The 26,085-nt window shown below is 59.1% G+C and carries 27 protein-coding genes; 22 read left to right on the top strand and 5 right to left on the bottom strand.

The features are described from left to right. Window positions 1-117 precede the first annotated feature (117 nt). From KGB28_RS11025 to KGB28_RS11005, 5 genes are all read left to right on the top strand, one after another. A complete protein-coding gene (locus KGB28_RS11025; protein WP_223444912.1) occupies window positions 118-708 on the top strand; it encodes a cysteine hydrolase family protein in 591 nt (196 codons plus the stop codon). Between the two features lie 131 nt (window positions 709-839). Continuing rightward, window positions 840-1,160: a hypothetical protein gene (locus KGB28_RS11020; protein ID WP_223444903.1), complete on the top strand. Its 321-nt coding sequence runs from the start codon at window positions 840-842 to the stop codon at window positions 1,158-1,160. A gap of 78 nt (window positions 1,161-1,238) precedes the next feature. After that, window positions 1,239-1,796: a Smr/MutS family protein gene (locus KGB28_RS11015; protein ID WP_110659502.1), complete on the top strand. Its 558-nt coding sequence runs from the start codon at window positions 1,239-1,241 to the stop codon at window positions 1,794-1,796. 77 nt (window positions 1,797-1,873) lie between these two features. Next, complete coding sequence (folE, locus tag KGB28_RS11010; protein ID WP_007988130.1) at window positions 1,874-2,419, top strand: GTP cyclohydrolase I FolE; 546 nt, start codon at window positions 1,874-1,876, stop codon at window positions 2,417-2,419. A 104-nt stretch (window positions 2,420-2,523) separates the two neighbouring features. After that, a complete protein-coding gene (locus tag KGB28_RS11005) occupies window positions 2,524-2,895 on the top strand; it encodes a glutathione S-transferase N-terminal domain-containing protein (RefSeq protein WP_223444902.1) in 372 nt (123 codons plus the stop codon). A 168-nt stretch (window positions 2,896-3,063) separates the two neighbouring features. Here the strand turns inward: KGB28_RS11005 and KGB28_RS11000 are convergent, their stop codons facing one another. After that, complete coding sequence (locus KGB28_RS11000; RefSeq protein WP_223444901.1) at window positions 3,064-4,230, bottom strand: PLP-dependent aminotransferase family protein; 1,167 nt, start codon at window positions 4,228-4,230, stop codon at window positions 3,064-3,066. An 82-nt stretch (window positions 4,231-4,312) separates the two neighbouring features. On the opposite strand from KGB28_RS11000, the gene KGB28_RS10995 reads away from it, so the two are divergent. From KGB28_RS10995 to KGB28_RS10985, 3 genes are all read left to right on the top strand, one after another. Beyond that, entirely contained in the window at window positions 4,313-4,759 is a 447-nt protein-coding gene (locus tag KGB28_RS10995) for a MarR family winged helix-turn-helix transcriptional regulator (RefSeq protein WP_223444900.1), read from the top strand. A 315-nt stretch (window positions 4,760-5,074) separates the two neighbouring features. Further along, window positions 5,075-6,424, top strand: coding sequence for an NCS2 family permease (locus tag KGB28_RS10990; RefSeq protein ID WP_223444899.1), 1,350 nt, complete (start codon window positions 5,075-5,077; stop codon window positions 6,422-6,424). Between the two features lie 72 nt (window positions 6,425-6,496). Beyond that, entirely contained in the window at window positions 6,497-7,123 is a 627-nt protein-coding gene (locus KGB28_RS10985; protein ID WP_223444898.1) for a LysE family translocator, read from the top strand. A gap of 193 nt (window positions 7,124-7,316) precedes the next feature. Here the strand turns inward: KGB28_RS10985 and uraH are convergent, their stop codons facing one another. Next, complete coding sequence (uraH, locus tag KGB28_RS10980) at window positions 7,317-7,670, bottom strand: hydroxyisourate hydrolase (RefSeq protein WP_008017679.1); 354 nt, start codon at window positions 7,668-7,670, stop codon at window positions 7,317-7,319. A 434-nt stretch (window positions 7,671-8,104) separates the two neighbouring features. Here uraH and puuE point away from each other — a divergent pair, with 434 nt between their 5' ends. From puuE to KGB28_RS10940, 8 genes are all read left to right on the top strand, one after another. Continuing rightward, window positions 8,105-9,031 carry an allantoinase PuuE gene (puuE, locus tag KGB28_RS10975; protein ID WP_108218982.1) on the top strand — a complete coding sequence of 309 codons (927 nt, stop codon included), beginning with the start codon at window positions 8,105-8,107 and terminating at the stop codon, window positions 9,029-9,031. Next, on the top strand, window positions 9,028-9,543 hold the full coding sequence (gene uraD, locus KGB28_RS10970) for a 2-oxo-4-hydroxy-4-carboxy-5-ureidoimidazoline decarboxylase (RefSeq protein ID WP_223444897.1): 516 nt from the start codon (window positions 9,028-9,030) through the stop codon (window positions 9,541-9,543). Before puuE ends, uraD begins: the two co-directional genes overlap by 4 nt. A 90-nt stretch (window positions 9,544-9,633) precedes the next feature. Next, a complete protein-coding gene (alc, locus tag KGB28_RS10965; RefSeq protein WP_223444896.1) occupies window positions 9,634-10,629 on the top strand; it encodes an allantoicase in 996 nt (331 codons plus the stop codon). 124 nt (window positions 10,630-10,753) lie between these two features. Further along, complete coding sequence (locus KGB28_RS10960) at window positions 10,754-11,257, top strand: ureidoglycolate lyase (protein WP_150724590.1); 504 nt, start codon at window positions 10,754-10,756, stop codon at window positions 11,255-11,257. Between the two features lie 50 nt (window positions 11,258-11,307). After that, a complete protein-coding gene (locus KGB28_RS10955; protein ID WP_223444895.1) occupies window positions 11,308-12,612 on the top strand; it encodes a urate hydroxylase PuuD in 1,305 nt (434 codons plus the stop codon). A gap of 164 nt (window positions 12,613-12,776) precedes the next feature. After that, a complete protein-coding gene (locus KGB28_RS10950) occupies window positions 12,777-14,135 on the top strand; it encodes a nucleobase:cation symporter-2 family protein (RefSeq protein WP_223444884.1) in 1,359 nt (452 codons plus the stop codon). A gap of 87 nt (window positions 14,136-14,222) precedes the next feature. Next, complete coding sequence (locus tag KGB28_RS10945) at window positions 14,223-15,008, top strand: outer membrane protein OmpK (RefSeq protein WP_223444882.1); 786 nt, start codon at window positions 14,223-14,225, stop codon at window positions 15,006-15,008. 377 nt (window positions 15,009-15,385) lie between these two features. After that, window positions 15,386-16,171, top strand: coding sequence for an outer membrane protein OmpK (locus KGB28_RS10940; protein ID WP_223444881.1), 786 nt, complete (start codon window positions 15,386-15,388; stop codon window positions 16,169-16,171). A 47-nt stretch (window positions 16,172-16,218) separates the two neighbouring features. On the opposite strand, the gene KGB28_RS10935 is transcribed toward KGB28_RS10940, so the two are convergent. The 3 genes from KGB28_RS10935 to KGB28_RS10920 form a co-directional block, all read right to left on the bottom strand. Further along, window positions 16,219-18,948, bottom strand: a complete 2,730-nt coding sequence (locus KGB28_RS10935) for an RHS repeat-associated core domain-containing protein (protein ID WP_223444879.1) — start codon at window positions 18,946-18,948, stop codon at window positions 16,219-16,221. A 72-nt stretch (window positions 18,949-19,020) separates the two neighbouring features. Beyond that, window positions 19,021-20,190, bottom strand: a complete 1,170-nt coding sequence (locus tag KGB28_RS10930) for a patatin-like phospholipase family protein (RefSeq protein WP_223444877.1) — start codon at window positions 20,188-20,190, stop codon at window positions 19,021-19,023. Between the two features lie 163 nt (window positions 20,191-20,353). Beyond that, window positions 20,354-21,286 carry a lipid A biosynthesis lauroyl acyltransferase gene (locus tag KGB28_RS10920; RefSeq protein ID WP_223444876.1) on the bottom strand — a complete coding sequence of 311 codons (933 nt, stop codon included), beginning with the start codon at window positions 21,284-21,286 and terminating at the stop codon, window positions 20,354-20,356. Between the two features lie 118 nt (window positions 21,287-21,404). Here KGB28_RS10920 and minC point away from each other — a divergent pair, with 118 nt between their 5' ends. From minC to KGB28_RS10890, 6 genes are all read left to right on the top strand, one after another. Beyond that, entirely contained in the window at window positions 21,405-22,142 is a 738-nt protein-coding gene (gene minC / locus KGB28_RS10915; RefSeq protein WP_056722299.1) for a septum site-determining protein MinC, read from the top strand. Window positions 22,143-22,344: 202 nt separating this feature from the next. Continuing rightward, window positions 22,345-23,157 carry a septum site-determining protein MinD gene (minD, locus tag KGB28_RS10910; protein ID WP_007974946.1) on the top strand — a complete coding sequence of 271 codons (813 nt, stop codon included), beginning with the start codon at window positions 22,345-22,347 and terminating at the stop codon, window positions 23,155-23,157. Window positions 23,158-23,160: 3 nt separating this feature from the next. After that, a complete protein-coding gene (minE, locus tag KGB28_RS10905) occupies window positions 23,161-23,415 on the top strand; it encodes a cell division topological specificity factor MinE (RefSeq protein ID WP_007974947.1) in 255 nt (84 codons plus the stop codon). Window positions 23,416-23,506: 91 nt separating this feature from the next. After that, the gene (locus KGB28_RS10900) at window positions 23,507-24,142 is read left to right on the top strand and encodes an RluA family pseudouridine synthase (RefSeq protein WP_090324073.1); all 636 of its coding nucleotides are present in this window, start codon (window positions 23,507-23,509) and stop codon (window positions 24,140-24,142) included. Window positions 24,143-24,356: 214 nt separating this feature from the next. Further along, window positions 24,357-25,646 carry a M18 family aminopeptidase gene (locus KGB28_RS10895; RefSeq protein WP_150724582.1) on the top strand — a complete coding sequence of 430 codons (1,290 nt, stop codon included), beginning with the start codon at window positions 24,357-24,359 and terminating at the stop codon, window positions 25,644-25,646. A gap of 185 nt (window positions 25,647-25,831) precedes the next feature. Next, window positions 25,832-26,008, top strand: coding sequence for a hypothetical protein (locus KGB28_RS10890; RefSeq protein ID WP_223444875.1), 177 nt, complete (start codon window positions 25,832-25,834; stop codon window positions 26,006-26,008). Window positions 26,009-26,085 lie beyond the last annotated feature (77 nt).

Below are 26,085 nucleotides of genomic sequence, written 5' to 3'. Positions count from 1 at the left end.
ACGTGACTATTGACAAGGCTACAGGCCAGCAACGACGGCACCTGTGATCGTAGCGATTCACAGAACCGCTCAGCCAGAGGACAATGGCGCAAAAGCCCCACTCCAAGGAGCCCCAGAATGTCTGTTCCAAAAACGATGTTTCAACTCAGCGGCCGCGGTTATGCAGCGGCCAATCTGAGCCATGCCACCCTGGTCATCATCGATGCCCAGAAAGAATACCTCAGCGGTCCCCTGGCCCTGAGCGGCATGGATGAAGCTGTCGCGAACATCAAGCAATTGCTCGCCGCTGCCCGCGCCGCCGGCCGGCCGATCGTGCATGTCCGCCACCTCGGTACCCTCGGCGGGCTGTTCAACCCCCAGGGCGTAGGTGGTGAGTTCATTCCGGGCCTGGAGCCACAGAGCGATGAAACCGTCATCGGCAAATTGTTGCCAAGCGCCTTTCACGGCACCGAACTGGCAAAACGCCTGGAAGACCTCGGCGCCCTTGACCTGATCGTCTGCGGCTTCATGAGCCACTCCAGCGTCAGCACCACGGTGCGCGCCGCCAAGAACCTGGGCTTCCGCTGCACCCTGGTGGAAGACGCCTGCACCACCCGCGACCTGCCTTACAAGGGCGGCGTGCTCAGTGCCGCACACGTTCATCAGACGGAAATGGCGATCATGGGCGACAACTTCGCCACCCTCGCGCTGACCCGTGAACTGATCTGATCGACGCTCAATGAGCGGCCTGGAACGCCGCTCATCCGTAAAAACCTCCCATTTGCCGTAATTGTCTTAGCCTCAGGAACATCCCGGTCAACTCCCGGTCGAAGGGCCGATACCCATTGAGGAAGGTCGGAATGAAGTTATCCGATGGTTTTGACGCTCGCCGCTTGCGGCCCAAAGGCCAAAGCAACTGGCGTTTTCGAATCGGCGCGACGTTCGCGGCATTGCTGGCGATGTGCGGCGTGTTGCTCGCCATGGCCGGTGCCGCCAGCCTGCTCGGCCACGCACCCGCCCTGGGTGAATTGAACACAAGCCGCACCGGTGCTGCCGTGATCCTGGTCATCGGCCTGTTCGTGCTGTACCTCGGTGTCTGGCTGTGGCGCCGTTGCCGTCGTCGCTCGCGCCAGTCGCGGGAACTGGCCATGTCGCCGCACCTGATGAAAAAACACGACTGAACCTGGCGTCGCGCGCGCTTTTGTCGCGCCCGATTCGCTTCGAGTTGGGTAAACTGGCCGCCCTTCGCGGAGGCTGACATGCAAGACGACGATTTTTCCCTGTTCAAAAGCGCGATCCAAGGCGTCAAGCCGATCAAGCATGATCGCGCCGAAACCGGCAAACCCAAGGCTGACCGCGCGCAGATTGCCAAGCTGCGTCAAGCGGCCACCGTACGCACCGAATCCACCACCGTCGACGGGCTGTCCGATCAGTTCGTCATCGACGTCGGCCCTGAAGACGAGCTGATGTGGGCCCGCGATGGCGTGCAGGAAAGCCAGATGCGCAAGCTCAAGATCGGACAGATTCCGTTCGAAGGCAGCCTCGACCTGCACGGCATGAGCGTGGAAAAGGCCCGGGAAACCCTCTGGGCGTTCCTGGCCGAAGCCACCAAATTCGAAATCCGTTGCGTGCGCGTCACCCATGGCAAGGCTGTTCGCCTGGACGGCAAGCGGCCGATGATCAAAAGCCACGTCAACACCTGGCTGCGCCAGCATCCACAGGTGCTCGGCTTCACCTCGTGCCAGGCGAAACACGGCGGTGCCGGCGCGGTTTATGTGATGCTCAAACGCACCATGATGGAAGGTCGCGACGAGTAAAGCTGACGCGCCACGCTTGCAGCGTCGTGTCCGCCACCGTACCCTTGCCCTTTGCGTAAAATCCCACAGGTAGTTTCATGTCCCTGGAACAGAATTACACCGCGATCCTTGGCCAACTGGGCGAGGACGTCTCCCGCGAGGGCCTGCTCGACACGCCCAAGCGTGCCGCCAAAGCCATGCAGTACCTCTGCCGCGGCTATGAACAGACACTGGAAGAGGTCACCAACGGTGCCCTGTTCAGCTCCGACAACAGCGAAATGGTGCTGGTCAAGGACATCGAGTTGTACTCGTTGTGCGAACACCACCTGCTGCCGTTCATCGGCAAGGCTCACGTCGCCTACATCCCGAGCGGCAAGGTCCTGGGCCTGTCGAAGGTGGCGCGGATCGTCGATATGTACGCCCGTCGCCTGCAGATCCAGGAAAACCTCAGCCGCCAGATCGCCGATGCGGTCCAGCAGGTCACCGGCGCCCTGGGCGTTGCGGTGGTGATCGAGGCCAAGCACATGTGCATGATGATGCGCGGTGTGGAAAAGCAGAATTCGACGATGATCACCTCGGTGATGCTCGGAGAGTTCCGCGAAAACGCTGCCACCCGCAGCGAATTCCTCAGCCTCATCAAGTAATTCGCGGCACGAAGAAAACCGGCATTCATCGCCGGTTTTTTTTCGTCCGTAAAAAATCAGGTAAGCTGCGCGCCCTTCTTCATTCGCACCGTGAGGCTTTCAACGTGTTCGTAAAAGCGCTTCGTGTCGGCCTTGGCCAACTGATCATCTTCATCGACTTCATTACTCGCCCAGGCAAGAAGCAGCGCACGGCGCAAGCTCAGGCACAGGTCAACTCGGCTGCCAAGGGCCTGACGCTGTATCAATTCCACGCCTGCCCGTTCTGCGTGAAGACCCGCCGCACCCTGCGCCGCCTGAATGTGCCGGTGGCCCTTCGCGATGCGAAGAACAACGAACAGGATCGCCAGACCTTGCTGGAGCAAGGCGGCAAGATCAAGGTGCCGTGCCTGCGCATTGAAGAGAATGGCCAGACCACCTGGATGTATGAGTCCAAGGTGATCATTGATTATCTGGACAAGCGTTTCGCGGCGGCCTGATGTTTCTGTGGTGATCTGACTGACGCCATCGCGAGCAAGCTCGCTCCCACAGTGGATTTGTGGCGTTCACAAAACCTGTGGGAGCGAGCTTGCTCGCGATGAGGCCACTACAATCACCACAAGTTTCCAGGCAAAAATAAACCGGCCCTTGCGCCGGTTTATTTGTTTTCAGGCCGCTTGCGCCGCCTGCGCCTGTCGCACCACCGCCGCCAATCGCTTGAGCCCCTCATCCAGCCGCGCCGGATCAATGTGGCTGAAGTTCAACCGCAGATACCCCGGATGATTATCCGGCTCAGGGAAGAACGGTTCCCCCGGCATGAACGCCACGTCGTTGGCCAGCGCAGCGTTGAGCAAACTGCGGGTATCTTGCGGCTGCTTGAGTTTCAACCAGAAAAACAGCCCGCCCTGCGGCACGTTCCAGTCCGCCAGATCCGAGAAGTGAGTTTCCAGCGCAGTCTGAAATGCATCCCGGCGCCCCCGATAAAAATCGCGCAACTCACTGCGGTGTTGCTGATATTTCTCGCTGCCGATCCATTGCAGCGCCTGCCACTGGCCGACCCGATTGGTGTGCAAATCCGCCGACTGCTTGAGTTTCAACAGATGGGGAAACAGGTCCGGGCTGGCGATCAGGTAGCCGATACGCAAACCCGGCAACAGGGTTTTCGAGACGGTCCCGGTATAGATCCAGCTGGCCGTCTTCAAGCGGCTGACAATCGGCGTGGCGCTACCACCGTCGAAGGTCAGCTCGCGGTAAGGCTCGTCTTCAATCAGCGTCACGCCAAATTCATCGAGCAACGCCGCCACCGCGTTGCGTTTGGCTTCGCTGTAACGCACCGCCGATGGATTCTGGAAGGTCGGGATCAGGTAGATGAAGGCCGGGCGGTGTTGTTCCAGGCGAGCGCGCAGCTCCGTCAGGTTCGGCCCGTCAGCCTCCAGCGGCACGGTCAGGCAATTGGCGCCGAACAGCTGGAAAATCTGCAATGCCGCCAGATAAGTCGGCGCTTCGAGCAGGATTTCGGTGCCCTTGTCGATGTACAGCTTGGCCGCCAGGTCGAGGGTCTGCTGTGAGCCGCTGACCACCAGCACCTGGCTCGCCTCGCATGCCACTCCCAACGCTCGCGCCTCGGCGGCCAGCGCTTCGCGCAGCGCCGGTTCGCCTTCGCTCATGCCGTATTGGCCCATGGAAACCGGCATCTGGGCCCAATCGACCTTCGGCAACATGGCTTCGGCCGGCAGACCACCGGCAAACGACATCATCTGCGGACGCTGGGCCGCGGCGAGGATTTCACGGATCAAAGAACTTTTAAGGCGCGAGACACGTTCGGAAAAAGCCATGGGGATCACCGGTAGCGAGGCATGTGGAAAATGAGTCAAACTTGTTGACCGAAATTACGACAGCCCGAACGGATACGTCAACATGCTTGACCTTAAAAACCCGCTTTCCCAGCAGCAGGCCATGGAGGCGTTTTTCTTCGGCTACCAGGCCTTCACCGCCAAGGCCGATGAAATGCTCGAACGTCGCGGCCTGAGTCGGGTGCATCAACGCATCGTGTTTTTCATCGCCCGTTATCCGAACCTGAGCGTGAAGGAGCTGTTGGCGTTGCTCGGCGTGAGCAAGCAGGCGTTGAACATGCCGTTGCGGCAATTGTTGGAGATGCATCTGGTGGAGAGCGTCGCGTCCGAAACCGACAAGCGTAAGCGCCTGCTGGAGTTGACCGCTGAAGGCGTTCGCTTTGAGCAAGCATTGCGCCGCGAGCAGGTGAAATTGCTGGAGCGGGTGTTTGCCGAGGCCGGGGAGACGGCGGTGAATGGGTGGCTGGCGGTGAATCTGGCGTTGGGTAAGAGTCATTCGCCGGATGAATGAGTGTTTGCCTGCTGGATAAGTATTGGCCGTATCGGCCTCTTCGCGAGCAAGCCCGCTCCCACAGTTGACCGCATTCCTCTGTGGGAGCGGGCTTGCTCGCGAAGGCGTCGGAACAGGCGATATATCTCTAAAGCCAAACTTTTCGTCTACAAAACCAAAAACATTATTTGCATTCTTTGTATACAAAAGCATAATCCACTTCGTGCGAGTTCCTGACCAAGCGGTCAACAAATTCGCAAGTACCTCAAAGGGCCGCTGCCACCCTCATGGGTCCGGCCCTGGAAATAACAATAAAACTCTTGAGGAGTATTCGCTGTGGAAAGCCGCAAATCCGAAGCACCGACGCTGGAAATCTCGCCGCCATTACGCAATGGCTTGCTGGAACGTCTGTTCAAACTCAGCTTGCACGGCACCACGGTGAAGACCGAGCTGATTGCCGGTCTGACAACCTTCATCACCATGGCTTACATCATTTTCGTCAACCCCAACATCATGGCCGACGCCGGGATCGATCACGGTGCGGCGTTTGTCGCCACCTGCATCGCCGCGGCACTCGGTTGCCTGTTGATGGGCCTGTACGCCAACTGGCCGGTCGGCCTGGCACCGGGCATGGGGCTGAACGCCTTCTTCACCTACACCGTGGTCGGCACCATGGGCTACAACTGGGAAACCGCCCTCGGCGCGGTGTTTGTCTCCGGTGTGCTGTTCATGATCCTGACCTTTTCGCGGATCCGCGAATGGCTGCTCAACAGCATCCCGGTCAGCCTGCGCTTCGCCATGGGCGCCGGCGTGGGTCTGTTCCTGGGGCTGATCGGCCTGAAAACCGCGGGCATCGTCGTCGATAGCCCGGCCACGCTGATCAAGCTCGGCTCCCTGCGCGAACCCGGCCCGTTGCTCGCCGCCGTGTGCTTCCTGATGATCGCCATCCTCAGCTATCACAAAGTGTTCGGCGCGATCCTCATCAGCATCATCACCGTGACCCTCGCCGGTTGGGGCCTTGGGCTGGTGCACTACGAGGGCATCATGTCGGCCCCGCCGAGCCTGGCTCCGACCTGGATGGCCATGAACGTTGCGGGTGTATTCAACATCAGCATGGTCAGCGTGGTCCTGGCATTCCTCTTCGTGCACATGTTCGACACCGCAGGCACCCTGATGGGCGTTGCCCAACGCGCCAACCTGGTGGGTGCTGACGGCAAGATCGAAAACCTCTCCCGCGCCATGAAAGCCGACAGTGCTTCCAGCGTATTCGGTGCAGTAGTCGGCGTTCCGCCGGTCACCAGCTACGTGGAAAGTGCTGCAGGTGTCGCAGCGGGTGGTCGGACTGGTCTTACCGCAGTGACCGTAGGTGTGCTATTTATTGCAGCCATGTTCTTCGCACCGCTGGCCGGGATGATTCCGGCCTATGCAACCGCGGGTGCACTGATCTACGTAGCGATGCTGATGATGGGCGGCATGGCCCACATCGAATGGGACGAAGCCACCGACAGCATTCCGGCGATCGTTACCGCAATCATGATGCCGCTGACCTTCTCGGTCGCCGACGGCATCGCGCTGGGCTTCATCACCTACGTGGCGATGAAGGCCGGTACCGGCAAGCACAAGGAAATTTCGGTGAGCCTGTGGGTGCTCTGCGCGATCTTCATCGCCAAGTTCATCTTCTTGTAAACCACACGCGGTACACGCTTGAAAACAGCCTCACCCCGTCGGGTGGGGCTTTTGTGCAAATGGAGGAAAGTGATGAGTCTGGAAACCTGGCTGCTGTTCAGCGGCGCTGCGCTGATAGTGATCCTGATCCCGGGGCCGCTGTCGTTGCTGATGATCAGCAACAGTCTGAATTACGGCCTGCGCCGCTCTTACCCGGCCTTTCTTGGCGGCGTATCGGCCTCGATCTGCCTGCTGAGTGCTTCGGCGCTGGGCCTGGGTGCGTTGTTGCTGGCGTCGGAACAGCTGTTCAGCGCCCTGAAGATGCTTGGCGCCCTTTACCTGTTCTACCTCGCCTGGCAGAGCTGGCAGCAATCGCGCCTGCCTTCCCATGGCGCTGAAGTGCCACAAGCCGCGCCGGTGCCACGCTTTCGTGCACTGTTCGGGCGTGCGTTCATGCTGGGCGCGAGCAACCCGAAAGACATCCTGTTCTTCGCCGCTTTCCTGCCGCAGTTCCTGAGTGCCGAACAGCCGTTCCTGCCGCAGTTGCTGGTGATGATTGTCACCTGGACACTGCTGGATCTGGCCTGCAAGTTGGCTTATGGCCTCGGTGCCCATGGTGCAGCGCGGTATCTGCGCAGTGGCAAGGGCCAGAGCTGGTTTAACCGGGTGAGTGCGGGGTTGTTCAGTGGGGCGGGTGCTGCTTCCCTATTAAGCCGATAAAGAGCAAAAGCCTCGCGAGCAAGCCCGCTCCCACATTGGAATGCATTCTCCTGTGGGAGCGGGCTTGCTCGCGAAGGCGTCAGTGCGAACACCACATTTCTCCAGACGAAAAAAAGCCCGCAGTGTGAGCGGGCGAAAGACCAAAGAAGCTATATGCGCAGTCGCTTCCAGGGTGCAGCTGCTGCCTGGGGGATCAGCTGCCGCGATAGGTGGAGTAGCTGTAAGGCGAAATCAACAACGGCACATGGTAGTGATCCTGCTCGGCAGAGATGCCGAAACGCAGCACCACCACATCCAGGAAGGCCGGCTCAGGCAACTTGACGCCACGGGCGCGGTAGTAGTCGCCGGCATGAAACTGAACCTGATAGACCCCGGTGCGGTAGTCATCGCCTTGCAGCAGCGGTGCATCGACACGGCCATCGCTGTTGGTAACTGCAGTGGCGACCAATTCCAGCTGCGAACCTTCAACGCGGTACAACTCGACCTTGATCGAGCTGCCCGGGCAACCGTGTGCTGCGTCCAAAACGTGTGTAGTCAAACGTCCCATTGATTCTGCGCGCCTGCCTGCGTGGAGCAGTCAGACTTCGCGCCTCCCGAAGTCAGTTGAAAAGGAGACCGCACCGATTCGGAGCACGAAAAGCTGCGGCGAGCGACTGATTAAGACACTTTTTAAAAAAATTGTACACAATAAAAACGACATTTTTCGCATGACTCCCGCCATCTGCATATTTGCCGTCGATTTCCCGCCGAGCCGCACAATCTATGAGCCCCTCAATCAATAATTGACCAGTCAGGCAGATTTCTTGCAGGCTCACGCCAATAGCAGTAAAAGATGACAGTCGGTGAAAAATGCGAAAAATCAGGCTTACAAAGTGAATATAAAGTTGTATACAATCAGCCCATCGCTGTGACGCCAGCCTGCCATCCAGTTTTCAGCTGCGTCACACCAACCGTCATCATCGAATAAGAAGGAAGCCTGCAGTGAGCGCTGACTACCCACGCGACCTGGTCGGTTACGGCAGTAACCCTCCGCACCCACACTGGCCGGGCAATGCCCGAATCGCCCTGTCGTTCGTACTCAATTACGAAGAAGGCGGCGAGCGCAACATCCTGCACGGCGACAAAGAGTCCGAAGCGTTCCTCTCGGAAATGGTTTCTGCCCAGCCGCTGCAAGGCGCGCGCAACATGAGCATGGAATCCCTTTACGAGTATGGCAGCCGTGCCGGCGTGTGGCGGATCCTGAAGCTGTTCAAGGAATTCGACATTCCGCTGACCATCTTCGCCGTGGCCATGGCCGCCCAGCGTCACCCGGACGTGATCCGCGCCATGGTCGACGCCGGCCACGAGATCTGCAGCCATGGCTATCGCTGGATCGACTACCAGTACATGGATGAAGCCCAGGAACGCGAGCACATGCTCGAAGCGATCCGCATCCTCACCGAAATCACCGGCGAGCGCCCGCTGGGCTGGTACACCGGCCGCACTGGCCCGAACACCCGTCGCCTGGTGATGGAAGAAGGCGGTTTCCTCTATGACTGCGACACCTACGACGACGACCTGCCCTACTGGGAACCGAACAACCCGACCGGCAAGCCGCACCTGGTGATCCCGTACACCCTGGACACCAACGACATGCGCTTCACCCAGGTCCAGGGTTTCAACAAGGGCGACGACTTCTTCGAATACCTGAAAGATGCGTTCGATGTGCTCTACGCCGAAGGCGCCGAGGCACCGAAAATGCTTTCGATCGGCCTGCACTGCCGCCTGATCGGCCGTCCGGCGCGTCTGGCTTCGCTCAAGCGCTTTATCGAATACGCTAAAAGTCATGAACAGGTGTGGTTCAGCCGTCGTGTCGACATTGCGCGTCACTGGCAAGAAACCCACCCGTACACAGGGGCTGCCAAATGAGCACCTTCCAAACCGTCAAACCTTCGAGCCTGAGCCGCGACGCCTTCGTCGCCGCTTTCGCCGACATCTACGAACATTCGCCATGGGTGGCCGAGAAGGCCTTCGACCTGGGCCAGGATGCCTCGATCGACCAGATCGAAACCCTGCACCAGCGCATGAGCGACATCCTGTTGAGTGCTGATCACCAAAGCCAGCTGGCTTTGATCAACGCTCACCCGGACCTGGCCGGCAAAGCCGCCGTCCAGGGCCAACTAACCGAAGCCAGCACCCATGAACAGGCTGGCGCCGGTATTCACCAATGCACGGCCGAAGAGTTCCAGCGCTTCACCGAGCTGAACGACGCCTACAAGGCCAAGTTCAAGTTTCCCTTCATCATGGCGGTAAAAGGCAGCAACCGGCATCAGATCCTCGCAGCGTTCGAAACGCGCATCCACAACCCGGTCGACACCGAGTTCAAATGCGCGCTGGCGGAGATCAACAAGATCGCCCTGTTCCGATTACTGACCCTATAGCAAGCCTGGCCCATGTGAATTCATGAACGCCGAATTCACTCCGGGCCTGGCAAGCATCCCAAGCCACTTATTTAAAGGCAGACAAGAAGAATGAAAGCTTACGCCGTACCTTTCGAGAAGTTCGTCAACCTGGCCGATGCCCGCCTGGGCACCAAAATCATCTCGGTCACCGATGACTGGTTCGCAGACGCCAACCGTCTGTTCCAACCGACCCCGGCCGTATGGAAGGAGGGCGTGTTCGATGACAACGGCAAGTGGATGGATGGCTGGGAATCGCGCCGCAAGCGCTTCGAAGGCTTCGACAGCGCAGTGATCCGCCTGGGCGTACCGGGTTCGATCAAAGGCGTCGACATCGACACTTCATTCTTCACCGGCAACTTCCCGCCGTCGGCCTCTCTGGAAGCCTGCTTCCTGGCCGAAGGCGAGCCGAACGAAAACACCCAGTGGGTTGAAGTGCTGTCCGCCGTCGAGCTGCAAGGCAACAGCCACCACTACCACGAAATCAACAACGACCAGGCCTTCAGCCACCTGCGCTTCAACATCTACCCGGATGGCGGCGTGGCCCGTCTGCGCGTGTACGGCGTGCCGTTCCGTGACTGGTCGGCTACCGGTGACAACGAGCAAGTCGACCTGGCCGCAGCCCTCAACGGTGGCCGCGCCCTCGCCTGCTCCGATGAACACTTTGGCCGCATGAGCAACATCCTCAACCCGGGCCGTGGCATCAACATGGGCGACGGCTGGGAAACCGCACGTCGTCGTACGCCGGGCAATGACTGGGTCATCGTCGCGCTGGGTCACCCAGGCGAGATCGAGAAAGTCATCGTCGACACCCTGCACTTCAAGGGCAACTACCCGGACACCTGCTCGATCCAGGGCGCGTTCGTCAAGGGCGGTACCGACAGCCAGATCGAAACCCAGTCGTTGTTCTGGCGTGAACTGCTGCCAGCACAAAAACTGGAAATGCACGCCGAGCACACCTTCGCCGAGCAGATCAAGGCGCTGGGCCCGATCACCCACATCCGCCTGAACGTGTTCCCGGATGGTGGTGTGAGCCGCCTGCGTGTACTGGGCAAGGTCGCTAAATAAGCGCTGAACCCAATCGCGGGCAAGCCCGCTCCCACAGGTTTTGTGAACGCCACAGTCCACTGTGGGAGCGAGCTTGCTCGCGATGGCGTCAAAACAAACAACACAGAATTCGGAAAAGAACAGCATGCGCACATTGACGATTGAACCGCTGACCAAAGAAGCCTTCGCCCCTTTCGGTGACGTGATCGAAACCGACGGCAGCGATCACTTCATGATCAACAACGGTTCGACCATGCGCTTCCATAAACTGGCTGTGGTTGAAACCGCAAAGCCTGAGGACAACGCGATCATCAGCATCTTCCGCGCCGACGCGCAGGACATGCCGCTGACCGTTTGCATGCTGGAACGCCACCCGCTGGGCAGCCAGGCTTTCATTCCGCTGCTCGGCAACCCCTTTCTGATCGTGGTCGCGCCACTTGGCGATGAACCTGTATCAGGCTTGGTCCGCGCCTTCGTCACCAACGGCAGGCAGGGCATTAATTACCATCGCGGCGTCTGGCACCACCCGGTGCTGACGATCGAAAAGCGGGATGACTTCCTGGTGGTTGATCGCAGTGGCACAGGCAATAACTGCGATGAGCATTTTTTCAAAGAGGATGAGCGTTTGATCCTCGCCCCCCACCAATAAGAGAAGGTCCGATCACTCGATAACAGAGTGACGGGCGAGAGGTAAAGACTGTGGAAGCACATCTGTTGGAATGGCTGAACCTGAGCGTGCGCTGGGTTCACATGATTACTGGCGTGGCCTGGATCGGTGCGTCGTTCTATTTCGTATGGCTGGAAAACAACCTCAACCGGGTCAACCCGAAAAGCGGTCTGGCTGGCGATTTGTGGGCAATCCACGGTGGCGGTATCTACCACCTGGAAAAATACAAACTGGCTCCACCGACCATGCCGGACAACCTGCACTGGTTCAAATGGGAAGCCTACTTCACCTGGTTGTCGGGGGTCGCACTGCTGTGCGTGGTGTTCTACTCCAACCCGACCCTTTACCTGTTGGCCCCTGGCAGCAGCCTGAGCGGTCCCGAAGGCGTATTGCTGGGCCTCGGCTCGCTGTTCGTCGGTTGGTTCATCTACTCCTTCCTGTGCGACTCGGCCCTGGGCAAACGCCCTGCCCTGCTTGGCGCAATCCTGTTCGTCCTGATCATCGCCGCGGCCTACGGCTTCAGCAAAGTGTTCAGTGGTCGGGGTGCGTACCTGCACGTCGGCGCGATCATCGGCACCATCATGGTCGGCAACGTGTTCCGCATCATCATGCCGGCGCAACGCGCACTGGTAGCAGCTATCGCCGAGAACCGCACGCCCGATCCGGCGCTGCCGGCCAAAGGCCTGTTGCGTTCACGTCACAACAACTACTTCACCTTGCCGGTGCTGTTCATCATGATCAGCAACCACTTCCCGAGCACCTACGGTAGCCAGTACAACTGGTTGATCCTGGCCGGAATCGCGGTACTGGCGGTGTTGGTACGTCATTACTTCAACACCCGTCACGACAGCCACAAGTTTGCCTGGACCCTGCCGGTGGCAGCGGTGGGCATGATCTGCCTGGCTTATGTGTCCGGTCCGAAGCCGATGTCCAGCGCCCCTGAAGTAGCCAACGCTCCAGCGAAAATCGAATACCAGCCGCTGCCGGAAACCGCAGTGGGCGGTGGATTGAAACCCGCTGAAGCCAAACCTGCAGAAGCGCCTGCTGCCGCTCCGGCTCAGGCATCCAATGCCGGCCCGGGTTTCGACAAGGTGCACAGCGTAATTCAGGAACGTTGCGCGGTCTGCCACTCGGCCAAGCCAACCAGCCCGTTGTTCAGCGCGGCCCCGGCCGGTGTGATGCTGGACACTCCCGAGCAGATCCGCCAGAACGCACCGCGGATTCAGGCGCAAGCCGTCACCAGCCAGATCATGCCATTGGGCAACATCACGCAGATGACCCAGCAGGAACGTGACCTGATCGGTGCCTGGATTGTGCAGGGAGCCCAGACCAATTAATCGTTAAAAGCTTCGCGAGCAGGCTCGCTCCCACACAGGCAACACGGAACCTGTGGGAGCGAGCCTGCTCGCGAATGGCCGCAAAGCGGCCCACCAGATTCGAATACAGCTGCCAGCAGCACTGCAGCTGTAAATCACAAGAATAAAAAGATCCGAGGTGTTGCATGTCCGAGCTATCCACAGCGCGCATCCCCGACGCACCCGCCATTCAGCGTTTGCCCCTCTTGCAACTGATCCTGGTCGGTTTGCAACATGTTCTGCTGATGTACGGTGGTGCCATTGCGGTACCGCTGATCATCGGACAGGCCGCTGGCCTGAGTCGTGAAGAAATCGCCTTCCTGATCAACGCCGACCTGCTGGTGGCGGGTATCGCCACCATCGTCCAGTCACTCGGCATCGGCCCCTTGGGCATTCGCATGCCGGTGATGATGGGCGCCAGTTTCGCCGCCGTGGGCAGCATGGTCGCCATGGCCGGCATGCCCGGTATCGGCCTGCAAGGGATCTTCGGCGCGACCATCGCCGCCGGGTTCTTCGGCATGCTCATCGCCCCGTTCATGTCCAAGGTCGTGCGCTTCTTCCCGCCGCTGGTGACCGGCACGGTCATCACCTCGATCGGTTTGTCGCTGTTCCCCGTGGCCGTGAACTGGGCCGGCGGCGGTGCCAGCGCCACTCAATTCGGTTCGCCGATCTACCTGACCATCGCCGCACTGGTACTGGGCACCATCTTGCTGGTGCACCGTTTCATGCGCGGCTTCTGGGTCAATATTTCCGTGCTGATCGGCATGTGCCTGGGCTATGTGCTCTGCGGCCTGCTCGGCATGGTCGACCTCAGTGGCATGGCCCAGGCGCCATGGCTGCAATTCGTCACGCCGCTGCACTTCGGCATGCCGAAATTCGAACTCGCGCCGATCCTCTCGATGTGCCTGGTGGTGGTGATCATTTTCGTCGAGTCCACCGGGATGTTTCTGGCGCTGGGCAAGATCACCGGCCAGGAAGTCTGCCCACGGATGCTGCGTCGCGGCTTGCTGTGCGATGCCGGCGCCTCGTTTTTCGCCGGTTTCTTCAACACCTTCACCCACTCCTCCTTCGCCCAGAACATCGGCCTGGTACAGATGACCGGCGTGCGTTGCCGCTCGGTGACCATCGTTGCCGGCGGGTTGCTGATCGTCCTGAGCCTGCTGCCCAAAGCCGCGTTTTTGGTGGCGTCGATTCCTCCGGCAGTACTGGGCGGCGCAGCGATTGCGATGTTCGGCATGGTCGCCGCCACCGGGATCAAGATCCTGCAGGAAGCCGACATCGGTGACCGTCGCAACCAGTTGCTGGTGGCGGTGAGCATCGGCATGGGTCTGATCCCGGTTGTGCGCCCGGAGTTTTTCGCCCACCTGCCCGTGTGGATGAGCCCGATCACCCACAGCGGCATCGCCATGGCCACCCTCAGCGCGCTGACACTGAACCTGCTGTTCAACATCCTTGGTGGCGCCGATCGCGCGGCCATCAACGACTGCCACGCTCACACCCATTGATCTGATGGATAACCAAGGGGGCCTGCCTGTGGCCAGCCCCCTGGCCACAACCTGCGCCTCAAAAATAAAAACAAGAGGGAGCAACAGATGATTCGGACACAAACCAACCTGCTGTTGAGTGCAGGCCTGCTGGCCGCGAGTCAGGCCATGGCCGGCGATCTACTGCTGTGGCAGACCAACAGCCTGAGCTACCTGTACGGCAAGAACTTCGCGATCAACCCGCCGATCCAGCAGACGATCACCTTCGAACACGCCGACCGCTGGAAGTACGGCGACAACTTCATGTTCATCGACAGCACCTACTACAACGGCGACCAAGACCGAAACAAAGGCGTTCACGCCTATTACGGCGAGTTCAGCCCGCGCCTCTCCTTCGGCAAGATCCTCGACCGCCGTTTTGAATTCGGCCCGATCAAGGACGTGCTGCTGGCCATGACCTACGAGAACGGCGAAGACGACACCGAGGCCTACCTGATCGGTCCCGGTTTCGATCTCGCGGTACCGGGCTTCAACTTTTTCACCCTGAACTTCTATTACCGCCAGACCGAAGGCTCGCGCCCTGGCGATGATGTCTGGCAAATCAGCCCGGCCTGGTCCTACACCCTGCCACTGGGCAACTCGAACCTGTTGATCGACGGCTACATCGACTGGGTGGTGGATAACGACCAGAACGCCCGCGGCACCTATCACGCCAACCTGCACTTCAACCCGCAGATCAAATACGACCTGGGCAAAGCCCTGGGCTGGCGCGAGAAACAGGTGTATGTCGGCACCGAATACAGCTACTGGAAAGACAAATACGGCGTCCAGGACAGCTCCCGCTTCAACACCAATGAAAACACCGCCAGCCTGCTGGTAAAGGTGCACTTCTGATGCTGCCCCGCAACCGTGCCCCACACCTGTCGTCGGTGCGCCGTTGCGGAGCACTTGAGACCTGGCCGAGGAGTCAGTATTCTCCGCGGCCGCCCGAATCCGGTTTAAAAAAAAGCCCGGATGTAAAACCTGACCAGAAAGCCAACTTATCCCGGCTCTGGCAGGCACCAAGGCACTCCAAAACCCCTCTCAATCGACCGCTCTTGAGCCGCCGAACGGGAGTTTTTTTGCTTTTTGAAAGCCTTGGCCCAGCTATTGCTAACAGCATCAAAGCTGACCGAATGGATGATTTTTTACCGCTACGGAAACAGGCGCCACACCAGAGCGCCGACCTTAAAAAAATAACGTGGAACCACCTACTTTTTGGGAGCAACCGAATGAAACGTACGTGCACTAGCCTGATGCTGGCGGGATCGATGCTGGCCGGGGGCCAGGCCATGGCCGGCGATTTGCTGCAGTGGCAGAACAACAGCCTGACCTATCTGTATGGCAAGGACTTCCAGGTCAACCCGCGCATCCAGCAGACGGTGACCTTCGAACACGCCGATGGCTGGAAGTACGGCGACAACTTCTTCTTCATCGACAAAATCTTCTACAACGGCAAGGAAGACCATTTCGCGGGCGAGAACACCCACTACGGCGAGCTCAGTCCGCGTCTGTCGTTCAACAAGATCTTCGACCAGAAGTTCGAGTTCGGCCCGATCAAGGACGTGCTGCTGGCCATGACCTACGAGTTCGGTGAAGACGATACCGAGTCCTACCTGATCGGCCCTGGTTTCGACCTGGCCATCCCGGGCTTCGATTACTTCCAGTTGAACTTCTACAACCGTCACACCGAAGGCGACCGCCCGGGCGACGACATCTGGCAGGTCTCGCCGGTCTGGTCCTACACCATTCCGGTGGGTGACTCGGACGTGCTGATCGACGGCTTCATGGACTGGGTGGTCGACAACGACGTCAACAGCAAAGGCGAATACCACGCCAACCTGCACTTCAATCCGCAGGTCAAATATGACCTGGGCAAGGCATTGAATCTGGGTGCCAAGCAGCTGTACGTCGGTGTCGAGTATGACTACTGGAAAAACAAGTACGGTATTGAAGACAGCCAGGGCTTCAAGACTGATCAGAGCGTGACCAGTTTCCTGGTTAAAGTTCACTTCTGATGATTCTTTGATCGTTCTGCGCCTCACTAACGAGGCGCAGTTCGGTTTTATCGCAAAGCGATATTCAGTACTTCTCCCGGAAACCGCGTGTACGACCTTCTTTTGCTGACAGCCGAAGGAGGTTCAACTGACTTCAACCCTCTATCCACCATCGGTATAGGTCTCACGCTAACAAAACGCTTAGATACAGACTTTTCTGGAGTAATTTCCACGCTCAAATACTGATTAATTGCAGCTTTTGTTTTCACGCCACTCAAACCAACCTGTATCTCGAGCAGTCTCTCTTTATGGGTATTTTCTCGTGTAATAATTGACGGCACGTCATGAACTTCAATAGCCAGCACCCCTCCGTTCTTGGAAAGATAGTCCCGCACGGCTTTAGACTTTTCTTCACTTCCTGAGACTTCTCCTCCCAAACCGGCAAGGCTCACATTATTCCCCTGCAAATCACGCAAGACTACTGCGCCTCTGACCAGACTGGGCTGACCGGCCGCCGAATTAAATGCCTCAATGTACCTTCTAGGCCAAACCTCCATTGTTCGGCTTGACGGGTTATGCTGAAACATATCCGCCTTAAAACTCCAAGTGTGATTTTTTGAAAAATCATTAAGCGTTATTCTTTCTTTCCATTTTAAATTTGGCATTTCCTGAAATACGCCTAGCACACTATCTTTCCAATCCGGCTTATAGGAAAGTTCAATGTTGGCGACAACATTATTCCCGACAGCGTCATCTGAGTTCAGATCAGAATAAGAAAACTGCAATTTTTCAAGCTGCCATTTGCCAATTTTCTCAGGCGACTTCGAATTCACATCATCCCCAATCAGCCCTTGTTCATCCTTCAACGACACAGGGCGATTATTCACCATTAAAAACAGGTTCAAACCGTCTCCGCTACCGATAGGATCCGCACTCACCCACCGCTGCAACCACGGCGCGTAATAGCGATAGCCATAATAATAAAGCCCCGTCGCATCCCGCTCCTTGCCCGAGTAACGAATCGCCTTGTACTTGGCCTCAGTTTCACTGGTACCCGCCCACACCGCCGTCCCACCAAACGGGTAATAAACCTCCCGACTCAGCAGCGCTCCCTGCTCATCCAGTTCCAGCGTGCACGAGTTCAGGTGGTCATTCAGGCAAAAACGCAGTTGGTCATTGCGCACGCCCTTGGGCAGTTTCTCAACCCAGTGCAAAGCCCGCACATGGCTAAGCCCCGCCTCGACACTCAGCACATGCCGCTCTTCGCCGGTAGCCGTATCCCGATGGATTTCCAACCCCGGCAAGTAACGCACTTCAGCACGTAGCGTGCGACGAGCCGTCTCCGTGAGTCGGACTTTTCTTAGTCGATGCCCGGGACTGTCGTAGAAATAACACTCGGTATCGTCAGGCCCATCCTCACGCCTGACCATCGTGACGCGGCTCAGTTGATTGCGAATGTCCCAACTCATTTCCTGGCCGCGCAACAACGTCAGTTGATTGCCGTTGGCATCAAAGCCATCCGCCAGATTGCCTTCCTGCGCAACACTGCGATTGCTGGCGGGCGAGGTAAACATCTCAAAGGTTTCCGCACCGCTATGGTGACGGGTCTGCAAATTGCCGGCGGCGTCGTAATTGAAGGATTGGGTGTAATTGCGCAACTGGTTGGGGTCCAGCGGCGTGGTTTGCCAGGCAGGTAATGCAGGACCATAACCGGGCTGGCTGACTTCCCGGCCAGTGGCTTCGACCAGTTGATACAGGCTGTCATAGCGATAGCGGTTGATCGGCTCGATCCGTTGATGATTGAAATACCGTATCAACGCCACCTTGTCTTCGACACTTGAGATATTGCCGACCGGATCGTAGGCATACTCGAAGTGCTGGAGCGGCGTGCCTCGGGCATCGCAAGACAGCAACCCGGCCAGTCGCCCATCTTCAGCCGCGTACCGGGCCGTCGTCAGGACACCATTGGCCGCACGCTCACTTTCAACCCTGCCGACGGCATCGTAGCGAACATCATTGACCAACAACTGAGGTTCCACTGAAGAACCTGCCAGCTTCAATCGGCATTCTTTCAACTCACCGGCCTGGTTGTAAGCGAATGCCTGGAGATTTTCCATGGCGTCAGTCTGACAGAGCATTTCTCCTGACGGCCCATACTGCTGAGCCGTCCTGAAAACCTCATCCTCCAGGCGGGAATCGGCAAATTCGGACGACCAATCCGGCGGGGCCAACTCGAGCATGAAGCGGGTCTCTTCCGTTAGAAGCAAGCCAGCCACACCATACTCGCAAAGGCTGCGCCTGCCCGCCGGATGGTCATGACGGATCAGTTGGCCGCACTGGTTATGCACCGCAAACTCATCACTCGCCCCTGCGTAAGCAAAACGCTCGGCGACGCGTGGTGCGTCATCCTTCATCTGTTCCGTCACGCTCGTCGGACGCTGAAGCTCATCGTACTCAGTGTGCCGCTGACTCCCGCGACCGTCCCAGAAGGAACGTGCCATACCGGCCTGATCCAGTAAACTCAACTGCCAACCGGCATCGACGCTGTCCACCAGCAGAGGCTGACTTAGTAGATTCTGCGTCGTGGCGAGGTTCGGTTTCGGCGCCGTGCCCCACAATCGTGGATCCCAGGAAGCCACCAGCCGTCCGGCAGCGTCAAAGTGATTGCGGGTGATACGAGTCTCAATGGACGGGTTCAGCGGATGACGGCAATAGGCGACATTTCGCACAGCCAAACCGCGCGAATCCGACACCGACAAGGTTGGTGTGTGAGCATCAATCCATTGCGCAGCCGCCATCTTCGAACCCTCTGCCAATCGGGTTCAATCTGATGGAAAAACCTGAGCACATCTACTGTCAGATCTGACAGTTCAAACGGTTTCAGCCACCGAGAGCCCCAGAAACCGGCACAACTCCCCCCGCTTGGCCAGTGCATCCCGGCGCCCCAGCTCAATCAACTCGCTGCAATACCCCGCCTCGAACAGCAGGTAACTCAAAACCCCTGCCCCGCTGGTCTTGGTCGCACCCGGCCCGCGCAGAAACAGGCGCAGTGCCGCCGGCAATTCCTGACGATGGCGCGCAGCAATCTCATCGATCGGCTGGCTCGGCGAAATCACCAATACATCCACCGGCGCCACGCCCAAAGCGCGGGTTGGCGTGCCGTCGGGCATCAGGTGACTGAACTGGTTCAGGCGCTGCAACAACTCGATGTCGCTTTCCAGGCTGTCAATGAACGTACTGTTGAGCATGTGCCCACCGATCTGCGCCAGGGTCGGCTGCTGACCGGTGTAGCTACGCAACAAGGGTTGTTGCGGGTCGACTCCGCGGGGGTTGCCGCTGACGCCCACCACCAGCACCCGACTGGCGCCCAGATGCAGCGCCGGACTGATCGGCGCCGACTGACGCACCGCGCCATCACCGAAATACTCCTCGTCGATTTTCACCGGGGCGAACAGCAGCGGAATGGCGGAACTGGCGAGCAGGTGTTCAACGGACAAGCGGGTGGGAACACCGATGCGCCGATGGCGCAACCAGGCATCGATCTTGCCGCCGCCCTCATAGAAGGTGACAGCCTGGCCCGACTCATAACCGAACGCGGTGACCGCCACCGCGTGCAATTGCTTCTGTGCGATCGCTTCGGCGATGCCGCCCATATGCAGCTTGTCGTTGAGCAAATCCCGCAGCGGAGAACTGTTGAGCAGCGCAACCGGCACCTGGGCACCGATGCCGAGCAAACTGTGGCTGACAAAGCGACTGGCCTGGCGGATCACCCCGGGCCAGTCGCTGCGCAACACCAGATGACTGCGAAAGCCCTGCCAGAAGGCCGTCAGGCGTTCGATGGCATTACGAAAGTCCATTGCCCCGCTGGCGAGGCTGACAGCGTTGATCGCGCCCGCCGAGGTGCCGACGATCACCGGAAACGGATTGCGGGCCCCCGGCGGCAGCAATTCGGCAATCGCCGCCAGCACCCCGACCTGATAGGCCGCCCGAGCCCCGCCACCGGAAAGAATCAACCCTGTAACCGGTTCAGCTGGACTCATCGCAACTCTCCATGGTGCTTGATGGGATTTCGTTGTTTCGACCTATCCCCTTGTAGGAGCGAGCTTGCTCGCGATGGTCGTGAAAACGCCGCGGGGTGTCAGGTGCCCCGCGTTATCGTTGGCTACCATCGCGAGCAAGCTCGCTCCTACAGGGTATCGGGATTCAACGACGTTTGGCGTACAGCTTCGCCTCGCCCGGTGGACGGCTCTTGAAGCGACGGTGGGCCCACAGGTATTGCTCGGGATGCTCGCGCAAAACGCTTTCGATCCATTGGTTGATGCGCAGGCAGTCGGCCTCTTCGGTTTCGCCGGGGAAGCCTTCGAGCGGCGCATGGATAACCAGGCGATAACCGCTGCCGTCCGCCAGACGCTCCTGGGTGAACGGCACCACCAGCGCCTTGCCCAGCCGCGCAAACTTGCTCGTGGCGGTAACGGTCGCGGCCTGAATGCCGAACAGCGGCACGAAAATGCTTTGCTTGGCGCCGTAGTCCTGATCCGGTGCGTACCAGATCGCCCGGCCCGAGCGCAGCAATTTGAGCATGCCGCGCACGTCTTCGCGTTCTATCGCCAGCGAGTCGAGGTTGTGCCGCTCGCGGCCCTGGCGCTGGATGTAGTCGAACAGCGGATTCTTGTGCTCGCGGTACATGCCGTCGATGGTGTGCTGCTGACCGAGCAACGCCGCGCCGATTTCCAGCGTCGTGAAGTGCAGGGCCATCAGGATCACACCCTTGCCCTCACGCTGGGCATGCCGCAAATGCTCCAGCCCTTCGATATGAGCGAGATTGGCCAGGCGCTTGCGCGACCACCACCAGCTCATCGCCATCTCAAAGAAAGCGATACCGGTGGAGGCGAAGTTTTCCTTGAGCAGGCGTTTGCGTTCAGCGGCGGTTTTTTCAGGAAAACACAGCTCCAGATTGCGCTTGGCAATGCGCCGTCTGTCGCCGGCTACCCGATACATCAAAGCGCCCAGTACACGACCGATCCACAGCAGTGCCGGATACGGCAACTGGACGATCAGCCACAACAGCCCCAGGCCACACCACAGCGGCCAGAAACGTGGAGATAGAAATGCTTTTCGAAAACGCGGGCGGTCCATTAATGCTTCCGGAATGACAATGGCCGCGCATTCTACATCGTTCGACCCGGCTTGCGGCCCGCGGGCGTTCTCGTTATAAGTCTCGGCACTTTTAGTGACAAGTCGTTGTATGCCGACCATGAGCCAAACCGAACCGCTAGACCAAGATCCCGTGTTCCAGTTGAAGGGCAGCATGCTGGCCATTACGGTGCTGGAACTGGCCCGTAACGACCTCGAAAGCCTCGATCGGCAACTGGCCGCCAAGGTCGCCCTGGCGCCCAACTTCTTCAGCAACGCGCCGCTGGTACTGGCCCTGGACAAACTCCCGGCCAACGAAGGCGCGGTCGATCTGCCAGGGCTGATGCGCGTTTGCCGCCAGCATGGCCTGCGCACCCTGGCGATCCGCGCCAGCCGCATCGAAGACATTGCAGCCGCTATCGCGGTGGACCTGCCGGTGCTGCCACCGTCCGGTGCCCGGGAGCGTCCACTGGACCTGACCGAAGGCGAACCGAAGAAAAAACCGGAAAAACCGCCCGAGCCGACCATCAAGCCGACGAAAATCATCACCTCGCCGGTACGTGGTGGCCAGCAGATTTATGCCCAGGGCAGCGATCTGGTGGTGATCTCCTCGGTCAGCCCGGGGGCGGAACTTCTCGCCGATGGCAACATCCATGTATACGGCCCGATGCGTGGTCGCGTGTTGGCCGGCGTCAAGGGCGACACCAAGGCGCGGATTTTCTGTCAGCAAATGAGTGCTGAACTGATTTCCATCGCCGGGCATTACAAGGTTTCCGAAGATCTGCGCCGCGACCCTCTATGGGGTTCGGGTGTGCAGGTCAGCCTGTCCGGCGACGTGTTGAACATCATTCGGCTTTAACGGATACTGCCGCATTTTCCAAGCATCTCTAAAACGTAGCGAAAACGGCTCAAACGAAGTAGGAAAAAGGCCGAAAGCAGTGTTTACCGGGGGTAAACGCCGCTCAAAACCGGATTCCAGCCAAGGCTGTCCGACTGCAGTAGTTTTTCAGGAGATGTTTTTCAGGGACTGAAAAGTCCTTCTTCCTTAGGGGTGAAACACCTTGGCCAAGATTCTCGTGGTTACATCCGGCAAGGGTGGTGTGGGTAAGACCACCACCAGCGCCGCTATCGGTACCGGCCTCGCTCTGCGCGGCCACAAAACAGTGATCGTCGACTTCGACGTGGGCTTGCGTAACCTCGACCTGATCATGGGTTGCGAGCGCCGCGTGGTGTATGACTTCGTCAACGTGGTCAACGGCGAAGCCAACCTGCAACAGGCCCTGATCAAAGACAAGCGCCTGGAAAACCTCTACGTGCTGGCCGCCAGCCAGACCCGCGACAAAGACGCGCTGACCGTCGAAGGCGTGGAAAAAGTCCTGATGCAACTCAAGGAAGACTTTGAGTTCGTGGTCTGCGACTCCCCGGCAGGCATCGAGAAAGGCGCCCACCTGGCCATGTACTTCGCCGATGAAGCGATCGTCGTGACCAACCCGGAAGTCTCCTCGGTGCGCGACTCCGATCGCATGCTCGGCCTGCTGGCCAGCAAGTCCCGTCGCGCCGAACGTGGCGAAGACCCGATCAAGGAACACCTGCTGATTACCCGTTATCACCCGGAACGTGTGAGCAAAGGCGAAATGCTCGGCGTAGAAGACGTCAAGGAGATCCTTTCGGTGACCCTGCTCGGCGTGATCCCTGAATCCCAGGCGGTGCTCAAGGCATCCAACCAGGGTGTTCCGGTGATTCTCGACGACCAGAGCGATGCCGGCCAGGCCTACAGCGATACCGTTGACCGCCTGCTGGGCAAGACCGTGGATCATCGATTCCTTGATGTACAGAAGAAGGGATTCTTCGAGCGCCTGTTTGGAGGCAACTAAGCAATGAACCTTTTTGACTTCTTTCGTGCCAACAAAAAGCAAAGCACCGCGTCGGTAGCGAAAGAGCGTCTACAGATCATCGTGGCGCACGAACGCGGCCAACGCAGTACCCCGGACTACCTGCCAGCCTTGCAAAAGGAACTGGTCGAGGTGATCCGCAAGTACGTCAATATCGGGTCCGATGACGTGCATGTCGCACTGGAAAGCCAGGGCAGCTGCTCGATTCTGGAACTCAATATCACCCTGCCAGATCGCTGAGTCGATCCGGCTGGAGCCACGGCGGCTCAGGTCCCCTCTGCAACCGGAAGGGACCTGAGCCGCCGTTGGCGTTTGTTACGAGGCTGTTTTAATGCCGTTGTCCAATATCCACATCATCCATCAGGATGCCGCCGTACTGGTGGTGAACAAACCGACCCTGTTGCTCTCTGTCCCTGGCCGGGCCGATGACAACAAGGACTGCCTGATTACCCGCCTGCAGGAAAACGGCTACCCGGAAGCGCGAATCGTCCACCGGCTGGACTGGGAGACTTCCGGCATCATCCTGCTGGCCCGCGATCCGGACACCCATCGCGAGCTGTCCCGGCAATTTCACGACCGCGAAACCGAAAAGGCCTACACCGCCCTGTGCTGGGGTCAGCCGGAACTGGACAGCGGCAGCATCGACCTGCCCTTGCGCTACGACCCGCCGACCAAGCCACGCCACGTGGTCGACCATGAATTCGGCAAACATGCGCTGACCTTCTGGCGCGTGCTCGAACGTTGCGGCGACTGGTGCCGCGTCGAGCTGACACCGATCACCGGCCGCTCCCACCAGTTGCGCGTGCACATGCTCTCGATTGGCCATCCGCTGCTGGGTGACGGGCTTTATGCCCATGAACAGGCTTTGGCGGCCTGGCCGCGGTTGTGCCTGCACGCGAGCATGCTCAGCTTTACCCACCCGCAGACCGGCGAGCGCCTGCGCTTTGAGTGTCCGGCGCCGTTTTAAAAGTGTGGGAGCGGGCTTGCTCCGGGCGGCGTTCCGACGAAAGCGGTGTGACAGTCACTATTGATGTTGTCTGACACTACGCCTTCGCGAGCAAGCCCGCTCCCACAAGGGATCTCCTCCAGATTCAATTTCGGTGGCCAGCCCCGCATTCAGTGCGACGCCATTTACCAGGCCAATACGTTAAACTGGCGCCACTGCTGTCTGGAGCTACTTTATGCGCGAAGAGTTGAACCAAGGCCTGATCGATTTTCTCAAGGCCTCCCCTACCCCGTTCCATGCCACCGCCAGCCTTGTTCAGCGTCTGGAAGCGGCGGGCTATCAACGCCTCGACGAGCGCGAGCCGTGGAATACCGAAGCCAACGGTCGCTACTACGTCACCCGCAACGACTCTTCGATTGTCGCGATCAAAATGGGCCGCCATTCACCGTTGCACGGCGGCATTCGCCTGGTCGGCGCCCACACCGACAGCCCGTGCCTGCGCGTCAAGCCGCAACCGGAACTGCAACGCCAGGGCTTCTGGCAACTGGGCGTCGAAGTGTATGGCGGCGCGCTGCTGGCGCCATGGTTCGACCGTGACCTGTCCCTGGCGGGCCGCGTAACTTTCCGTCGTGATGGCAAGGTCGAAAGCCAGTTGATCGACTTCAAGGCTCCGGTCGCGATCATTCCTAACCTGGCGATTCACCTCAATCGTGAAGCCAACATGGGCTGGGCAATCAACGCCCAGACCGAACTGCCGCCGATCCTAGCGCAATTTGCCGGTGACGAACGCGTGGACTTCCGCGCAGTGCTCACCGACCAGCTCGCCCGCGAACACGGCCTGAATGCCGACGTGGTGCTCGATTACGAGTTGAGTTTCTACGACACCCAAAGCGCTGCGGTCATTGGCCTGCATGGCGATTTCATCGCCGGCGCGCGCCTGGACAACCTGCTGTCGTGCTATGCCGGTCTGCAAGCGCTGCTGACGGCCGACACCGGCGAAACCTGCGTGCTGGTCTGCAACGACCACGAAGAAGTCGGCTCCTGCTCGGCCTGCGGTGCCGACGGCCCGATGCTTGAGCAAACCTTGCGTCGCCTGCTGCCCGAAGGTGATGAATTCGTACGCACCATTCAGAAATCCCTGCTGGTTTCGGCTGACAACGCCCACGGCGTGCACCCGAATTACGCCGACAAGCACGACGCCAACCACGGCCCGAAACTCAACGCCGGCCCGGTGATCAAGGTCAACAGCAACCAGCGCTACGCCACCAACAGCGAAACCGCCGGGTTCTTCCGTCACCTGTGCATGGCTGAAGAAGTGCCGGTGCAAAGCTTCGTGGTGCGCAGCGACATGGGCTGTGGTTCGACCATCGGCCCGATCACCGCCAGCCACCTGGGCGTGCGCACCGTGGACATCGGCCTGCCGACGTTCGCCATGCACTCGATCCGCGAACTGTGCGGCAGCCATGACCTGGCGCATCTGGTCAAGGTGCTGAGCGCGTTCTACGCCTGCCGCGAGTTGCCGTAACAAAACCCTGTAGGAGCGAGCTTGCTCGCGATGGACTTGAACGTTGACGGAACGCCGGGATGATCGCGGCGCCCTGAAGTTCATCGTCGGATCGCCGCCCGAAGCAAGCTCGCTCCTACACACATCACACCGGCCACGTCAAAAGCGGCCTAGACTTCAAGTATCCCTTCGACAAGGCTGTCTCCATGATTTCGATGTCTACCTTCCACACCATGCTGATCCCGATTCTTGCCGGGATGCTCCTGCTGGCCGTCGGCTTCAACTTTCGCGATAAAAATGCCGGCGTGTTTGCCATGTGGATCGGCATGTTGACCATTCTTGCGACCGTGGTGATCAAGATCCTCGCCAAACTCAACGAATAATTCATCGCCCTTGGCTCGCATTGATTTTGACGGGCTCGTACACTCGGTCGATCCGCTCCTCGCAAGGTTGACCGCCT

This window comes from Pseudomonas sp. BF-R-19 (assembly GCF_019956445.1).
GTDB lineage: Bacteria > Pseudomonadota > Gammaproteobacteria > Pseudomonadales > Pseudomonadaceae > Aquipseudomonas > Aquipseudomonas fluorescens_BH.
The sequence above is the reverse complement of the archived record's forward strand: the minus strand, read 5'-3'. Positions and strand labels throughout refer to the sequence as shown.